Consider the following 14,056-nt stretch of genomic DNA (forward strand, 5'->3'; position numbering starts at 1 on the left):
TCAGACACCGTCTGAAACCCGCCCGGCCATGTCGCCGTTGAGCAAGTCCGCCAACCGGTTCAGCCCGTGCGTCAAACGTGTCCGATCAATCGCGCCCCCCAACGACACACGGAGCGCCAAGGGACTGAACGCTCCCGTCGCAAATGATGCCGAATCCGTGACACTCACACCTTGTTCAAGCGCGGTTTGAATCAGCCGGTACAGATCGATATGACCCGGCAACTGCAGCCAGAGATGCAGCCCGTTCGGGTCGGCCTGAATCTCCCCCGGCAGGATCGACGCCGCAATGGCTTGCCGATGCTGCAGCTCACGCTTGACCTGCGCCATCCATTGCACCGCAGCGCCAGATTCGATCCACGTCGACGCCATCTCCGTCATCCAGGGCGTGGGCATCAGCGCCAGCGAGCGCAGGGCATCAAGCACGGGCGTCAACGGCTCGCCGGCAGGTACGACCAGGTATGCGGTCCGCAGGCCGGGCGCGATGCATTTCGATAGCGTCGACACGTAGTAGACCGGCGTCGACAACGTGTTGGCGGCAACCGAAAACATCGTGCTCGGCGGCTGCTCAGCCAACAGCCAATACGGATCATCTTCAATAACCGGCAGCGAAAATTTCTTGGCCACCCGCAGCAGCTCGGTTCGCCGCGCGGAGGACAGCGTCAGCGCGGTCGGGTTCTGAATCGTCGGATTCAAGTACAGCATTGCCGGACGATGTTTTCGGCACACGCGCTCGAGGTCGGCGGGGTCCATGCCGAATGCATCCGACTCCACCCCGACGGCCAAGCGCTGCAGCAGGCGGGCCGCAGCCAGGAAGCCCGGGTAGGTCAGCGCATCGCACGCAATCGCATCTCCGGCCTGGCTCCTGGCCAGAAGCAGGGCTGCGATCGCGGTTTGGGCGCCGGGGCAGACCACGATCCGGTCAGTGTCCACGCTGCCCAGCACCGGCTGCAGCCATTTCGCGCCGGCTGCACGATGCCGTGCATCCCCCGCCCCCACGTGATAGCTCATCAGATCCATCGAGCTTGCCGCGGCCTGCGTCGAGCCGCTGCCTTCTGCAAGCATCTGCGAAAACGCGGCACTGCCGAGCAACGGCGGGATGTTCATCCCCAGATCGATCGTGCCGCCTGTTGCCGACCCGGCATACGCCACATAAGTCCCGCCGGCCCCCTGTGCTTCCAGAATCCCTTTCTGGCGAACTTCCGAATACGCCCGCGTGACGGTCGTGAGATCGACGCCCAATGTCTGGGCCAGTTCACGCTGCGTGGGAAGGCGATCACCCGGCCGGAGAACTCCATCCTCCACCGCGGTGACGATCTGCGTGGCGATTTGCTGATACCGCGAGCCCGCGCCGGGGGTCAGGGGCCGCACCCACGACAGGCTTGCTTTTTTCAGACGACGCGAGAGAGCCATGTTTGATTTTTTGGGTTTTTGGCCACTTCCGCGGGTGGCAAGGAGGGTCGGGCCGGACAATTCAACTGCTTGTATGGATTTTGGCAGTAGAATTGGCAATCTTGTATGGATTTTAGCACTTGCTCCGCGCGTTCCTGATCCGGTTCAGCGTCCGCGCGTAGCGATCAAGCTGCTCAAGCAGCGTTTTGAGGAAATGATGAATTTCTGGGTCCCTTTAGCCTTCGGTACGTTCAAGCTCGGCGTGCTGGGCGTGTGCATGTTCCTCGCCATCAAGTCGCATCGCGAAGGCGCTAGAAAAGAGAAAGAGAAAAAGGAGATGGAACGCCTTGAAAGCCTCAAGGCGCTATCTCAGGAACGTTGAGCAGATCAGCTTCACCCCGAGATGATGCCCCGCATTGCATCCAGGCATAAAAAAATGCGGCTCGAGTGAGCCGCATTCGATAACAACAATGCTTAGGACTGCTGCGGTGCCACGAAGTGAGACACCTTCGGCGGCGCATCCCCGATGTGGAAACCGCGCACTTCGGCCTGCTGGTCCGCGTCGGCGTGCGTCACACGCTCGTGTTGGCGCAGGTGTTCCAGCCACGACGTCACCAGGAAGTATTCCAGGTAGCGGCCCGGCTGCGCCGCATCTTCAAAGATCCCCCAGGCGTAGGCCCCATCGCGGCGGCGTTCGGCGCCGGCATGCTGCATGGCTCGCACGAAGTCCGTGCCGCGTGCCGGATCGATCAGGTATTCCACCGTGATCATGACCGGGCCGCGGTCATGCGACACCTGCTGATCGATCAGGGGCTCGGGCCAGTGCATCGACGGTGCGAGGTCCAGGTCGGCGCCCAACTGCAGTTTGGCCTTGCGGGTCAGCAGCATCGCAATCACCGAGCCGGCGGCGGCGATAAGCATCGCGGCGGGGACGCCGGCATGCACCGCGGCTTGGCCCCAGATCATGCTGCCTGCGGTCATCGAGCCGAAGAACACCGTCACGAAGATCGCCAGGCCACGAGCACGCACCCAGTCCGGCAGGGCAACCTGCGCCGATACGTTGAGCGAGGTCAGCACCATGATCCACGACGCGCCGGCCAGGAAGCTGAACGCACCGGCCACCACGGGATGCGGGATCACCGCAAAGACCACCAGCGTGAGCGCCGTGCCCAGCGTACCCGCCATGACGCTGCGGTCAGGACCGAGCTTCTTGCGCAGCGGCGGCAGCACCATCGCGCCAATCACCGCACCCGCACCGACGCAGCCCAGGATGATCCCGTAGAGCATGGCGCCGCCATTGAGCACCTGGCGCACGATCACCGGCAGCAGGGCCCAGTAGGCGCTGGCAAACAGGAAGAACGCGACGGCACGGACCAGCGTGGACTTGAGCGGCTTGCTGTGCAGCGCAAAGCGCAGGCCGGCACGCATGGCATGAAACAGCTGCTCGCGGGGCAGACGCTTTTCGGCGGCAACCGGCGGCTTCCACCAGATCAGTGCGGCCACCACCACGATGAAGCTCAGCGCATTGACGAAGAACGGAATCGCCATGCCCAGGCTGGTGATCAGCACGCCGGCCAGCGCCGGGCCGATCGCACGGCTGACGTTGATGCCCACGCTGTTCGTCGCGATGGCCTGCTGCAGCGAAGGACGCGGCACCAGGCTGGGCACGATGGCCTGCCAAGCGGGCGCCGACAGCGCCGTGCCAATGCCCATCAGCAACGTAAAGCCCAGCAGCACCCACGGCGTGGTCAGGCCAAACCACACCACCAGGCCCAGCGCCAGGGCGATAAAGCCCATCGCGATCTGCACCATCAGCAGCAGCTTGCGGCGATCCATCGTGTCGGCCAGCGCACCGGCCAGGAGCGACAGCAGGAAGACCGGCAGCGCGCCCGCCGTCTGCACCAGCGCCACGAACATGGGCGAGGGCGACAACGACGTCATGAGCCATCCGGCGCCCACGTCATGCATCCAGGTGCCGATGTTGGACAGCACGGTGGCAACCCAGATTACGGAGAAGGCGGAATAGGCGAAAGGCGAGGACGGCTGGGCGTCGGCGGGGCGGGTGTCGGCGGTCGTCATGGGAGGCTCCGGGGCTGCCGGTCAATACGAGAAAAAAAGCCCGCGGCATCGGCCGCGGGCCTGGGGATTTAGCGAGCGATAACCGGCGCAGCGACGGGCGCGATCGCCTCATGCTTCGTCTGCGTACGTTGCGCGGCCTTGTGCACCATCGTGTAGGCGTAGTCCACGCCCATGCCGTACGCGCCCGAGTGTTCCTTGACGATTTCCATCACGGCATCGTACGAATCGCGGCGGGCCCAGTCGCGCTGCCATTCCAGCAGCACTTGCTGCCACGTCACCGGCACCACGCCAGCCTGGATCATGCGTTGCATGGCCATGTCGTGCGCTTCCTTCGACGTGCCGCCCGACGCGTCGGAAACCATGTAGATCTCGTACTCGCCTTCCAGCATGGCGCACAGGGCGAAGGTGGTGTTGCAGACTTCGGTCCACAGGCCGGCCACGATCACCTTCTTGCGGCCATTGGCGGCGAGCTGGTCGCGCACCTTCTGGTCGTCCCAGGAGTTCATCGAGGTGCGTTCCAGTACTTTCTTTTCCGGGAAGACATCAAGCAGTTCGGGGTAGGTGTAGCCGGAGAACGATTCGGTTTCGACGGTGGTGATGATGGTCGGAATGTCGAACGCCTTGGCGCCCTTGGCCAGACCCACGACGTTGTTCTTGAGCGTCTGGCGGTCAATCGACTGCACGCCGAAGGCCATTTGCGGTTGGTGATCGATGAAGATGATCTGGCTGTTTTCGGGGGTCAGAACTTCGAGCTTGGCGGTGGCGTTGGTCATTTCAGTGTCCTTGAAGAGGTAGGTTTGAGGTGTTGCTTGCAGCGCGTTGCTGCGATGAACAGAACTATATTCTTCGGGACAATCGGGCGGTAGATGGCTATTTTTGCCTTCATCGTTCTTTTTATGGAACGATGAAGGTTTGCAGGACTGTTCGGCGACGGCCATCTATGGGAACGACATGGGTATCATCCGCAGTCCTGCCGCTCAGACCGGCTTCAGCATCCCGCCTCCGATCCCATGCAATGCCCTCGCTGCAACTGGCAGAACCCGGCCGCCAATAAGGTGTGCTTCAGCTGCAAGGCCGTCTTGCCGGTTACTGCCCACGAGGCGCCCGCCCAGCGGCCCGGCCCGGGCGTCAACGCCCCCATCTTTCCCGGCATCTGGGCCCGACTGGCCGCCACGGCGTTCGACGCCATCGTCATGGTGGCCGCCATGGTCGGTCTGTCCATGGCCGCCTCATACACCTATCAGGGCCTGACTGGAGCAGACGGGCCCGCGCTGCTGGCAATCGCGGGCGGGCTGCTGGGCTTGCTGCTGCCCGCATTCATGGATGCCTGGGGCAATGGCTCCCCCGGCAAGCGCCTCTTGAAGCAGCGGGTGGTGACGCGCAAGGGCAGCTCACCGGGACTTCTGCGTTCGATCTGGCGGCATACCCTGAAGTACTCGCTGAACCTGGCGTTACCCGGCCCCTTCCACCACATACAGCAGGCGGTTTTTGGCGAGCGCGCCATGCACAACGCCCTCGCCGGCACTCACGTGGTGTCCAGCCAAGTCAATCCGCGGGTCGTGCTGCCGGCGCTGGCTCGCGTCCGTGCCGTCACGGGCGCCGGCCGGTTCTTGTTCATCGTATTCGGCATGGTGGCGCTGGTCCTGGCCGGCATGGTGATCGCGGTCGTCGCCCTCGACAAGGATGACGCGGACAGTCCGCTGCGCGCCGACGTCATCCACCTGGATCTCGTGTCGGATCCCGTGCGCCTGCTGGCGGAAAGCTACTATCAGCGCACCAAAACGTTTGCGCCCGACATGGCCGCGCTCGGCGTGACGCTGGAATCGCTGCGAACCAGCGGCTTCAGCAAGCTGGAGATGAATCCCGTCAACGGCGTGCTGCGCTTTACCATCGCGGGCGATCCGGGCACGGCGGTCCTACCGTCGTTGGGCGGCAAGCACCTGGTCTATCTGCCCGAGCTGCGGTCCGAAAAGAAGGGTGGCGGCGTGCGCCGTTGGCGATGCGGCAGCGACGACATCCCGCGCGAAGACCGCCCCTACAGTTGCCGTCACGAAGCCGGCGCCCTGGCGCGCTAGTCCGATCTTCCGAACAGAGAACCTTGCGCATGTCCAGCCTGATCGAATCCATCCACCGCGCCGATGACGGCAGCGACCTTGCCCAAATGCAGGCCTTGTGCGAGCAAGGTCTGCGCGAACAGCCCGATCTCGCCGTCATGTGGGCACTGCGCGCCCGCTATCACGACCAGCGCCGCGCGTACGCGCAGCGTGACTCGGACCTGGACCGCGCGTTGGCGCTGGATCCGCAATGCAGCGACGCCATTCGCTTGCGAGTCACCGCGCTCTACGACGCGGGCCAACAGCAGCAGGCCTGGCGCCTCCTGCGCGAGGCCCTGACACGTACGCCGTCGCACTTCGGATTGCTGATGGCCGAGGGATATCTGCTGATCAACGACCGTCAACTGGACGACGCCATTGCAAGCTGGACCCGCGCCTCGCAACTGCGCCCATTCGCCGCCGCGCCGCATTGCTACATCGGCTCCAATCTGCACAACGCAGGCCGCTACCAGGACGCGCTGCCCTACCATCAGCGCGCCGTCGCGCTGGCGCCCAACAATGGTGGCTTTCTTTATGACGCCGGCAACAACTATCGCCGTCTGGGCGACCTGAACAACGCCATCGTGATGTTCGACCGCGCCCGCGCCATCCTGGGCGAGGAGAACGCAATCCAGCACAATCGCGCCTCGTGCCTTCAGGCGCTCGGACGCCACGAAGACGCGGTGGAGGAATGGACCAGCCTGCTGCGCCGCGAACCCGACTGGGATTGGCCCCTCGAGGGCAAGGCGCGCTCCCTGCACCGCCTGGGCCGAGGCGACGAGGCGGCGCCGCTATGGCGGCGCCTGGATGCACTTTCAGACAGCGGCTGGGAAGGCCGCAAGGAGCAAGCCCGCGAGTATGTGCGCAGCGGCGACCCTGAGTTGGCGGAAGCGGCATTGCAGGGCCTGGATCCGCTGTCCAGCGGCGACGCCCAGCTGCTGTTCGTCGCCGGCAATGCGCAGCGCGACCAGCGCCGCTGGGAAGCAGCACTGACCTATTACCTGCGCGGCTACGAACTCGCGCCCGACAACGACTTCCTGCCCGGCAACGCCGCCGACATGCTGAACAGGCTGGAACGTCACGATGAAGCGTTGCCCTTGTCCGAGGTCGCGATCTCGCTGGATCCCGATTGGCTCAAGTGGCGCCGCGCACGCATCGAGGCGCTGACCCACCTGGGGCGCGCAACCGAGGCCGTGGCCGACGCGGACCAGGCGATGGCACACTGGCCCGACAGCGGCCCCCTGCACGCCGAACGCGTCAATGCGCTGATCGCCGCCAGCCGCTATGACGAGGCGCTTGCAGCGTGCGACCGCCTTATTGCGCTGGATCCCGACTACCGCAGTTGGGCGCTGTTCTCACGCGGGGAAATCTACGGCCACATGAAGCGGCATGCCGAATCGGCGCTGGCATTCCGCCAAGCGTCCGCCTCGTATCAACAGAACGGCAAGCCTCAGTACCAAGAGCTGTCGATGCAAAATGCGCTGGCTGCAGAACAGGCCGCGGCCGCGCCGCGTGGAATTCTCGGCCGACTGTTTGGCCGCAAGTGAGCGTTGAAATTCGGTGCTTCCCAGGTTGAATCCACGCGAACCTTTCGACGGCGACGGCGCAACAGAAAGAAATCGGTGCTCTCAAACGATCATCGACTGTTGCGCAAAGATTCCCGCCATCGCGCCTTGCCAGGATGCCGTGGTGACTGAATGCATGGCAGGGTTGGCAAGGTCGCCCGCGGCGTAGATGCCGGGCGTGCTGGTCTGGCGGCGCTCATCGACCTTCAGGGCGATGCCTTGGGGCGTCTCAACCGTGGCGAGGCCCAGCGATTCATGCAAGCGTGCAGAGGGCTTGTTGCGCGGATGGGCAAACACGATGTCGACTGCAACAGCAGGGCCTGCATCGAGCTTGACGGTGACGTTATGGCTTTCGTGATGGTTCAGTTCGGTGATCAGGCCATCAACGACGCGGACGCGGCGGCGTGCTAGATCATCCCGGACGTCGGGCGAGATGTCGTGACCATGAGCGAAGACCGTCAGCGTGTCAGTCCAGTCGTGGTACAGCCTGACGTAGTTGTGCGACGGCGGGCCGGACCAGATAAGGCCCCAATGCCGCCCTGCGACCTCGAAGCCGTCGCAATAGGGGCATGGAACGATGGACGTGCCCCAGCCCTCGGCGAAGCCCGGAACATCAAGCATCTGGTCAGCCACCCCATAGCTCAAAATCACGCGGCGCGCGCCAAGGCGCTCGCCATCGCCAATCAGGACAGAGAAATCGTCCAAGGCACCGAAAACGCTTTCAGCTTTTGCATTGATGATCCTGACTGAGGGGTACCGCGCGAGCTGCTCCCGCGCCTCCGTCAGGATGTCCTGCGGTGGCCTGTGGTCGTGACCGAGCAGTCCATGGGAATGGTCGGCAAAGCGATTACGCTGCAGGCCGGTGTCGAGAACGATGACCTTTCGGCGGGCACGTCCGAGTTGGAGCGCCGCGGCAAGGCCGGCAAAGCTGCCGCCGATGATGATGACGTCATTCATGGTATTGGGATCCGTGTTCTATATCGAAGGGATTGGGACTGCGCTCGGCGGTGAGCCGTGCATGCGCGAGGCGCCGGAAGGCGCCGCTACGGTTGAAGCCTATTCACCGGCGCGCACATTTCGGATACCATGAGGTATCCTAAATCCCTAATTACGATACTGTCAAGTACTGGAATACACGTGGCGGAGAAAAAAACGCAGGGGCGGCGTGGCCGCCCCGCCAATGAGGCGCTGGGCCAAGCAATAGTGAACGCGGCCAGCCAGCTATTCGTGGAACTGGGTTTTCAGGCGACGACCATGGACAAGGTCGCTCAGCGCGCGAAGATATCCAAGCTCAGCATCTATCGCCATTTCGAGAACAAGGAGGCGCTATTCAGCGCGGCCATCGCGGCGCACTGCCACCAGTTTGCACCTCAGGCACTTATCAATGGCGTCGAGGGCTCAGCCGAAGATCAGCTCATCACGGTGGGATCATTCCTGCTTCGCACGCTGTTGAGCCCGGACGTTCGCAATGTTGAAGCCATGATCATGGCTGACAAGACGAATCAAAAGTCGTTAAGCAAGCTCTATTTCGAAGCCGGCGCAGCCTATGTCATTGCCCAGATCGAGGCCCTGTTGCGTCAGTTGCACGCGAAGGCGGCGCTGAACGTGCCCGATCCTGGCCGCTCGGCCCGCTTGTTTGCCGCGCTTATCAAGGGTTGCGACCTTCTGACAATCGCGCGTTTCGATGAGGCGAAAGCAGAGGACGACGACGAAATCGAATCCTATTGCCGGTCGGCTGCCGCCATGTTCATCGCCGCGCACGTCGGCGGGCAGAAAGAGACTCCACAGACATAGCGTCAAGAGACAGGCGCCCAAAAGCCTAGATCTGCTCGGATTGCCAACCGCATCCGAAGCGCACTAAAAAGGGCTGCGAACGCAGCCCTTTTTTCAACTACGGTAAGGTCGACGGATTCGCGCCGTCGCCTGAATCACTCCACCGTCACGCTCTTCGCCAGGTTCCGCGGCTTATCCACATCCGTACCCCGCGCGCATGCCGTGTGATACGACAGCAACTGCAGCGGCACCGTGTGCAGAATCGGCGACAGCTTGCCGTAGTGTTCCGGCATGCGGATCACGTGCATGCCTTCGGCGCTTTGAATCTTGCTGTCGGCATCAGCAAAGACATACAACTCACCGCCACGCGCGCGCACTTCCTGCATGTTGGACTTCAGCTTTTCCAGCAGCTCGTCCTTGGGCGCGATGGTGACGACCGGCATGTGCTCGGTGACCAGCGCCAGCGGGCCGTGCTTCAACTCACCGGCCGGGTAGGCTTCGGCGTGGATGTAGCTGATTTCCTTGAGCTTGAGCGCGCCTTCCAGCGCGATCGGGTAGTGCATGCCGCGGCCCAGGAACAGCGCGTTTTCCTTGGAGGCGAAACGATCGGCCCAGGCCATGATCTGCGGTTCCAGCGCCAGCACCGAACCGATGGCGGACGGCAGGTGGCGCAGGGCCTTCAGGTGCTCGGCTTCCTGCTCATCCGTGAGCTTGCCGCGCGTCTGCGCCAGCGCGAGCGTCAAGAGGAACAGCGCAGTGAGCTGGGTGGTGAAGGCCTTGGTCGAGGCCACGCCGATTTCGACGCCGGCGCGCGTGATGTACGACAGCTTGCACTCGCGCACCATGGCGCTGGTGGACACGTTGCAGATGGTCAGCGTGTTTTCCATGCCCAGCGAGCGGGCGTGCTTCAGCGCGGCCAGCGTGTCGGCGGTTTCGCCGGACTGCGAGATCGTCACGACCAGCGAGCGCGGGTTCGGCACGCTGTCGCGGTAGCGGTATTCGCTGGCGATTTCGACGTTGACCGGGATCTTGGCGATGGATTCGATCCAGTACTTGGCGGTCAGGCCGGCGTAGTAGCTGGTGCCGCAGGCCAGGATCAGCAGGGAGTCGACTTCCTTGAAGATCTTGTAGGCCTCGTCGCCAAAGAGTTCGGGCGTGATGGACTCGATGTCCTGCAGGGTGTCGCCGACCGCGCGCGGCTGCTCGAAGATTTCCTTCTGCATGTAGTGGCGATAGGGGCCCAGCTCGGCGGCGCCGGTGTGCACGTGCACGGTATGCACTTCGCGATCGACGTTCTTGCCGGCGGCATCCACAATCCAGACGCGCGAGAGCTGCAGGTCAACGACGTCGCCGTCTTCCAGGTAGATGATCTGGTCGGTCGTGCCGGCCAGCGCCAGCGCGTCGGACGCAAGGAAGTTCTCGTTCTGGCCCACGCCCACCACCAGCGGCGAGCCTTGACGCGCGCCGACCACACGGTGCGGTTCGTCGCGGCAGAACACGGCAATCGCATAGGCGCCATGCAAGCGGCGAACGGCGTTCTGCACCGTTTCGAAGAGGTCACCCGAGTACAGGTGATTCACCAGGTGTGCGATGACCTCGGTGTCGGTCTGGCTTTCGAAGACGTAGCCGACGGCTTGCAGCTCGGCGCGCAGTTCGTCGTGGTTTTCAATGATGCCGTTGTGAACGAGCGCGATGCGCGGCTCGTCATTGCCCAAATGCGAGAAGTGCGGGTGGGCGTTGTGCGTGGCGGGCACGCCGTGCGTGGCCCAGCGGGTGTGGGCGATGCCGGTGAAGCCTTGGATCTTGTCCTGCGCAACCTGGTCGGCCAGCTCTGCCACGCGCTGCGTGCTGCGCGTGCGGCGCAGATGGCCGTCGGCGTAGACAGCGACGCCGCAGGAGTCATAGCCGCGGTATTCCAGGCGCTTCAGGCCTTCAACGAGGATCGGGGTGATGTCGCGCTGGGCGACGGCGCCAACAATGCCGCACATAGGAGTGACTCCGGGTAAGTTCAGTACCGACGCATTGTGCGCGACCCTTAAAGAAATTTGATTTCTTTATGTTCGACAATTTGGCAGTTAATTCCCTTACACAAATGTGATTAAATTATCTTTCGTCAAGATCGACATTTTGAATTAATCATGCAAAACACGTCCATTCCCCTACCTGAACTGGATGATCTGGACCGGCGCATTCTTGAACAGTTACAAGAAGACAGTTCGCTGACCAACCAGGATCTGGCCGCGCGGGTGCACGCATCGCCCCCGACCTGCCTGCGGCGGGTGCGGCGATTGGTGGAAGAAGGGGTGATCGACCGGCAGGTGGCCATCCTGTCGGCCGAGAAACTGGGCAGTACGCTGACGGCGATCGTGGAAATCACGCTGGACGTGCAGGCGGCTGAAAGCCTGGACGCGTTCGAACAAAGCATGCTGACGGAACCGGCGGTGCTGCAGTGCTACCGCGTATCGCCCGGTCCGGATTTTGTGGTGATCGCGCAGGTGAAGGACATGCCGGCGTATCACGCGCTCGTGCACCGCGCCTTCACCGCGCAGGCCAACGTGCGCAACGTGCGCACGTTTTTCTCTGTGCATCGCGCCAAGTTCGAGACGCGGATTGATGTGCGGGGGTGAAGTGCCGGCATGAGGTGCGGCTATCGAACAGCCGCAGAGAAACGCGGCAGATGAAGCGGCCTACTTCCGCCCCACCAGCCGCTCAAACTGCGCCAGATACCGGTTCCCCATCTTCTGCACGTCGTGCTCATTGCGCACGTACTCATACGCACGTTCCGTGACCTCGTGCCGGAACGCCGCATCATCCAGGCAGCGCGCCATGCCGGCCGCCATGGCCTGATGATCGCCCACGGCGCATAGCACGCCTCGCCCGTCGGCCAGGCTTTCCTTCAAGCCGCCGGCGTCGGTGGAAACAACGGGCACACGTTGCAGGAAGGCGTCGAGCACACTGCTGCCCAGTGCTTCTTCCTCGGAGCTCATGACGAAGACGTCGAGGATGCTGTAGAAGTCTTCCACGCCCTTGCGAAAGCCCGCGAAGCGGTAGACGTCTTCGATGCCGAGCTTGCGGGCCTCGTCCTTGGCCTGCTGTTCGCGGTCACCGCCGGCGCCGAAGTGCAGGAAGACGAAGTCGCGGCGCGTCTTGGCCAGTTCGCCGACGGCGCGCACCAGCGTAACGGGGTCCTTGTCGCGGATAAGGGCGGCGGAGGTCGCCATGACCTTCTTGCCCTCAAGGTCGAACTCGCGCACCAGGTTGGCGACGTTCTCAGTGTTGATCTGATGCGGTTCGACGGCGCTGCGGATGATGACGGGCTCGATGCCCAGTCGGCGCGGCTCGCCGGCGGCCATCTCGCTGATCGCCACAAACAGATCCGTGTGGCGCCACTTGTACCCGGTCTTCCATTCGTCGCCCGGCTTGACGACAAACGACGTGCGGCGCGAGAACACGACCGGCCGGCGGTGCAGCCATTTGGTCAGCACGGCCCACGTGATGGTGTTGGCGGTCTGCGCGTGGATGATGTCGTAGCGGCCGGCGCCTGCCAGAAACGCGAGCTGTCCGGGCACGTTGCGCACGGTGTGGGCGACGAATCCTTCCTGGCGGGCGCGCTCGGCCAGCGGCGCACCTTCGCGGCACATCACTTCGACGTCATGCCCGGCCTTGCGGAACGCGCGCATGCAATACAGCGTCTGGCGCTCGCCGCCGCGCCAGCCTTTCTCGAAGTTCAGTTGCAGGATCTTCATGCGCGGCCGATGCCTGAATACTCGAAGCCCAGGCCGCGCACGTCGGCCGGCGTGTACAGGTTGCGGCCGTCGATGATGAGCGGCGTCTTGAGCAGGGCCTTGACGCGATCGAAGTCGGGCGCGCGGAAGACCTTCCATTCGGTGGCGATGAGCAGGGCGTCCGCGCCGTCCAGCGCGTCGTACATGTCGGTGGCGAAGCTGACGCCTTGATGGCCGGCCAGCACGCGGCCGGCTTCGTGCATGGCCACCGGATCGTAGGCGCGTACCTCGGCGCCGCGGCGCGTGAGTTCGGCGATGACGGTCAGGCTGGGCGCCTCGCGCATGTCGTCGGTGTTGGGCTTGAAGGACAGGCCCCACAACGCAATCTTGCGGCCGCGCAGGTCTTCGCCGAAGCGTTCGACCAGTTTCTCGGACAGGCGGAATTTCTGCGCGTGGTTCGCGGCTTCGGCGGCTTCGATGACACGCATCGGCAGGCCGCGCTCGGACGCCGTGTTGACCAGCGCCTGCACGTCCTTCGGGAAGCACGAGCCGCCGTAGCCCGCGCCGGGATACAGGAAGTGATAGCCGATGCGCGGATCCGCGCCAATGCCGCGGCGCACCTGTTCGACGTCTGCGCCCAGGACTTCGGCCAGGTTCGCCATCTCGTTCATGAACGAGATGCGCGTGGCCAGCATGGCGTTGGCGGCGTATTTGGTCAGTTCGGCGGAGCGCACGTCCATCACCATCAGGCGGTCGTGCGTGCGCTGGAAGGGCTCGTAGATGCGGCGCATGACGCCGATCGTGTAGTCGTCGTCGGCGCCGACGATGACGCGGTCCGGGCTCATGAAGTCGTTGATGGCCGCGCCTTCCTTCAGGAATTCCGGATTGGACGCCACCGTGAACGGCAGGTCGACGCCGCGCTCGGCCAGTTCCTTGGCGACCACGGCGCGCACCTTGTCGGCCGTGCCGACGGGCACCGTGGACTTGTCCACGATCAGCTTGCGCGAGGTCATGTGGCGGGCGATATTCTGCGCGGCGGCCAGCACGTACTTGAGGTCCGCGGAACCGTCTTCGCCGGGCGGGGTGCCCACGGCGATGAACTGGACGTCGCCAAACGCCACGCTCTGGGCGACGTCATCAGTGAAATGCAGCCGGCCGGCCTGCACGTTGCGGCGCACCAGGTCTTCGAGGCCCGGCTCGTAAATGGGGATGCCGCCCTGGCGCAGCAGCGCGATCTTGGCCGCGTCCACGTCCAGGCACATGACATCGTTGCCCATGTCGGCCAGGCACGCTCCCGACACCAATCCTACGTAACCGGTACCCACGACCGTGATTTTCATGCCTGTGCGCCTTCAAATAGGTAATCTTTGCGCCCGGAAAGTGAAACCGGGCGCCGGCCGCCATTATAGAAGCGGCCCGCGCCCGGGGGTCC

Annotated in this window: 12 protein-coding genes; 5 read left to right on the plus strand and 7 right to left on the minus strand. The window is 63.8% G+C overall.

From position 1 onward, the window contains the following. Positions 1-1,410 carry an aminotransferase-like domain-containing protein gene (locus tag HV681_RS15250; protein ID WP_175123865.1) on the minus strand — a complete coding sequence of 470 codons (1,410 nt, stop codon included), beginning with the start codon at positions 1,408-1,410 and terminating at the stop codon, positions 1-3. Between HV681_RS15250 and HV681_RS15255 the strand changes: the two genes are divergently transcribed. Next, the gene (locus HV681_RS15255; RefSeq protein ID WP_175123709.1) at positions 1,409-1,771 is read left to right on the plus strand and encodes a hypothetical protein; all 363 of its coding nucleotides are present in this window, start codon (positions 1,409-1,411) and stop codon (positions 1,769-1,771) included. The genes HV681_RS15250 and HV681_RS15255 overlap by 2 nt on opposite strands. 92 nt (positions 1,772-1,863) lie before the next feature. Here HV681_RS15255 and HV681_RS15260 read toward each other — a convergent pair whose 3' ends face one another. Next, entirely contained in the window at positions 1,864-3,468 is a 1,605-nt protein-coding gene (locus tag HV681_RS15260; RefSeq protein WP_175123866.1) for an MFS transporter, read from the minus strand. Between the two features lie 68 nt (positions 3,469-3,536). Further along, the gene (locus tag HV681_RS15265) at positions 3,537-4,241 is read right to left on the minus strand and encodes a hydrolase (RefSeq protein WP_175123867.1); all 705 of its coding nucleotides are present in this window, start codon (positions 4,239-4,241) and stop codon (positions 3,537-3,539) included. Between the two features lie 306 nt (positions 4,242-4,547). Here HV681_RS15265 and HV681_RS15270 point away from each other — a divergent pair, with 306 nt between their 5' ends. Then, entirely contained in the window at positions 4,548-5,543 is a 996-nt protein-coding gene (locus tag HV681_RS15270; RefSeq protein ID WP_254594983.1) for an RDD family protein, read from the plus strand. A 29-nt stretch (positions 5,544-5,572) separates the two neighbouring features. Then, a complete protein-coding gene (locus tag HV681_RS15275; protein ID WP_175123869.1) occupies positions 5,573-7,108 on the plus strand; it encodes a tetratricopeptide repeat protein in 1,536 nt (511 codons plus the stop codon). An 81-nt stretch (positions 7,109-7,189) separates the two neighbouring features. Here the strand turns inward: HV681_RS15275 and HV681_RS15280 are convergent, their stop codons facing one another. After that, complete coding sequence (locus HV681_RS15280) at positions 7,190-8,083, minus strand: NAD(P)/FAD-dependent oxidoreductase (RefSeq protein ID WP_175123870.1); 894 nt, start codon at positions 8,081-8,083, stop codon at positions 7,190-7,192. Between the two features lie 180 nt (positions 8,084-8,263). On the opposite strand from HV681_RS15280, the gene HV681_RS15285 reads away from it, so the two are divergent. Beyond that, positions 8,264-8,920, plus strand: a complete 657-nt coding sequence (locus HV681_RS15285; RefSeq protein WP_254594984.1) for a TetR/AcrR family transcriptional regulator — start codon at positions 8,264-8,266, stop codon at positions 8,918-8,920. A gap of 134 nt (positions 8,921-9,054) precedes the next feature. Here HV681_RS15285 and glmS read toward each other — a convergent pair whose 3' ends face one another. Then, positions 9,055-10,887 carry a glutamine--fructose-6-phosphate transaminase (isomerizing) gene (glmS, locus tag HV681_RS15290; RefSeq protein WP_175123872.1) on the minus strand — a complete coding sequence of 611 codons (1,833 nt, stop codon included), beginning with the start codon at positions 10,885-10,887 and terminating at the stop codon, positions 9,055-9,057. Between the two features lie 150 nt (positions 10,888-11,037). Here glmS and HV681_RS15295 point away from each other — a divergent pair, with 150 nt between their 5' ends. Beyond that, entirely contained in the window at positions 11,038-11,526 is a 489-nt protein-coding gene (locus HV681_RS15295; protein WP_175123873.1) for an Lrp/AsnC family transcriptional regulator, read from the plus strand. A 60-nt stretch (positions 11,527-11,586) separates the two neighbouring features. On the opposite strand, the gene HV681_RS15300 is transcribed toward HV681_RS15295, so the two are convergent. Continuing rightward, positions 11,587-12,645, minus strand: coding sequence for a glycosyltransferase family 4 protein (locus tag HV681_RS15300; protein WP_175123874.1), 1,059 nt, complete (start codon positions 12,643-12,645; stop codon positions 11,587-11,589). Then, positions 12,642-13,964 (minus strand): UDP-glucose dehydrogenase family protein, encoded by a 1,323-nt coding sequence (locus tag HV681_RS15305; RefSeq protein ID WP_175123875.1) that lies wholly within the window; start codon positions 13,962-13,964, stop codon positions 12,642-12,644. Before HV681_RS15305 ends, HV681_RS15300 begins: the two co-directional genes overlap by 4 nt. Positions 13,965-14,056: the final 92 nt, after the last annotated feature.

Origin of the sequence: Achromobacter animicus (genome assembly GCF_902859585.1) — a bacterium.
Taxonomy (GTDB): domain Bacteria; phylum Pseudomonadota; class Gammaproteobacteria; order Burkholderiales; family Burkholderiaceae_B; genus Achromobacter; species Achromobacter animicus.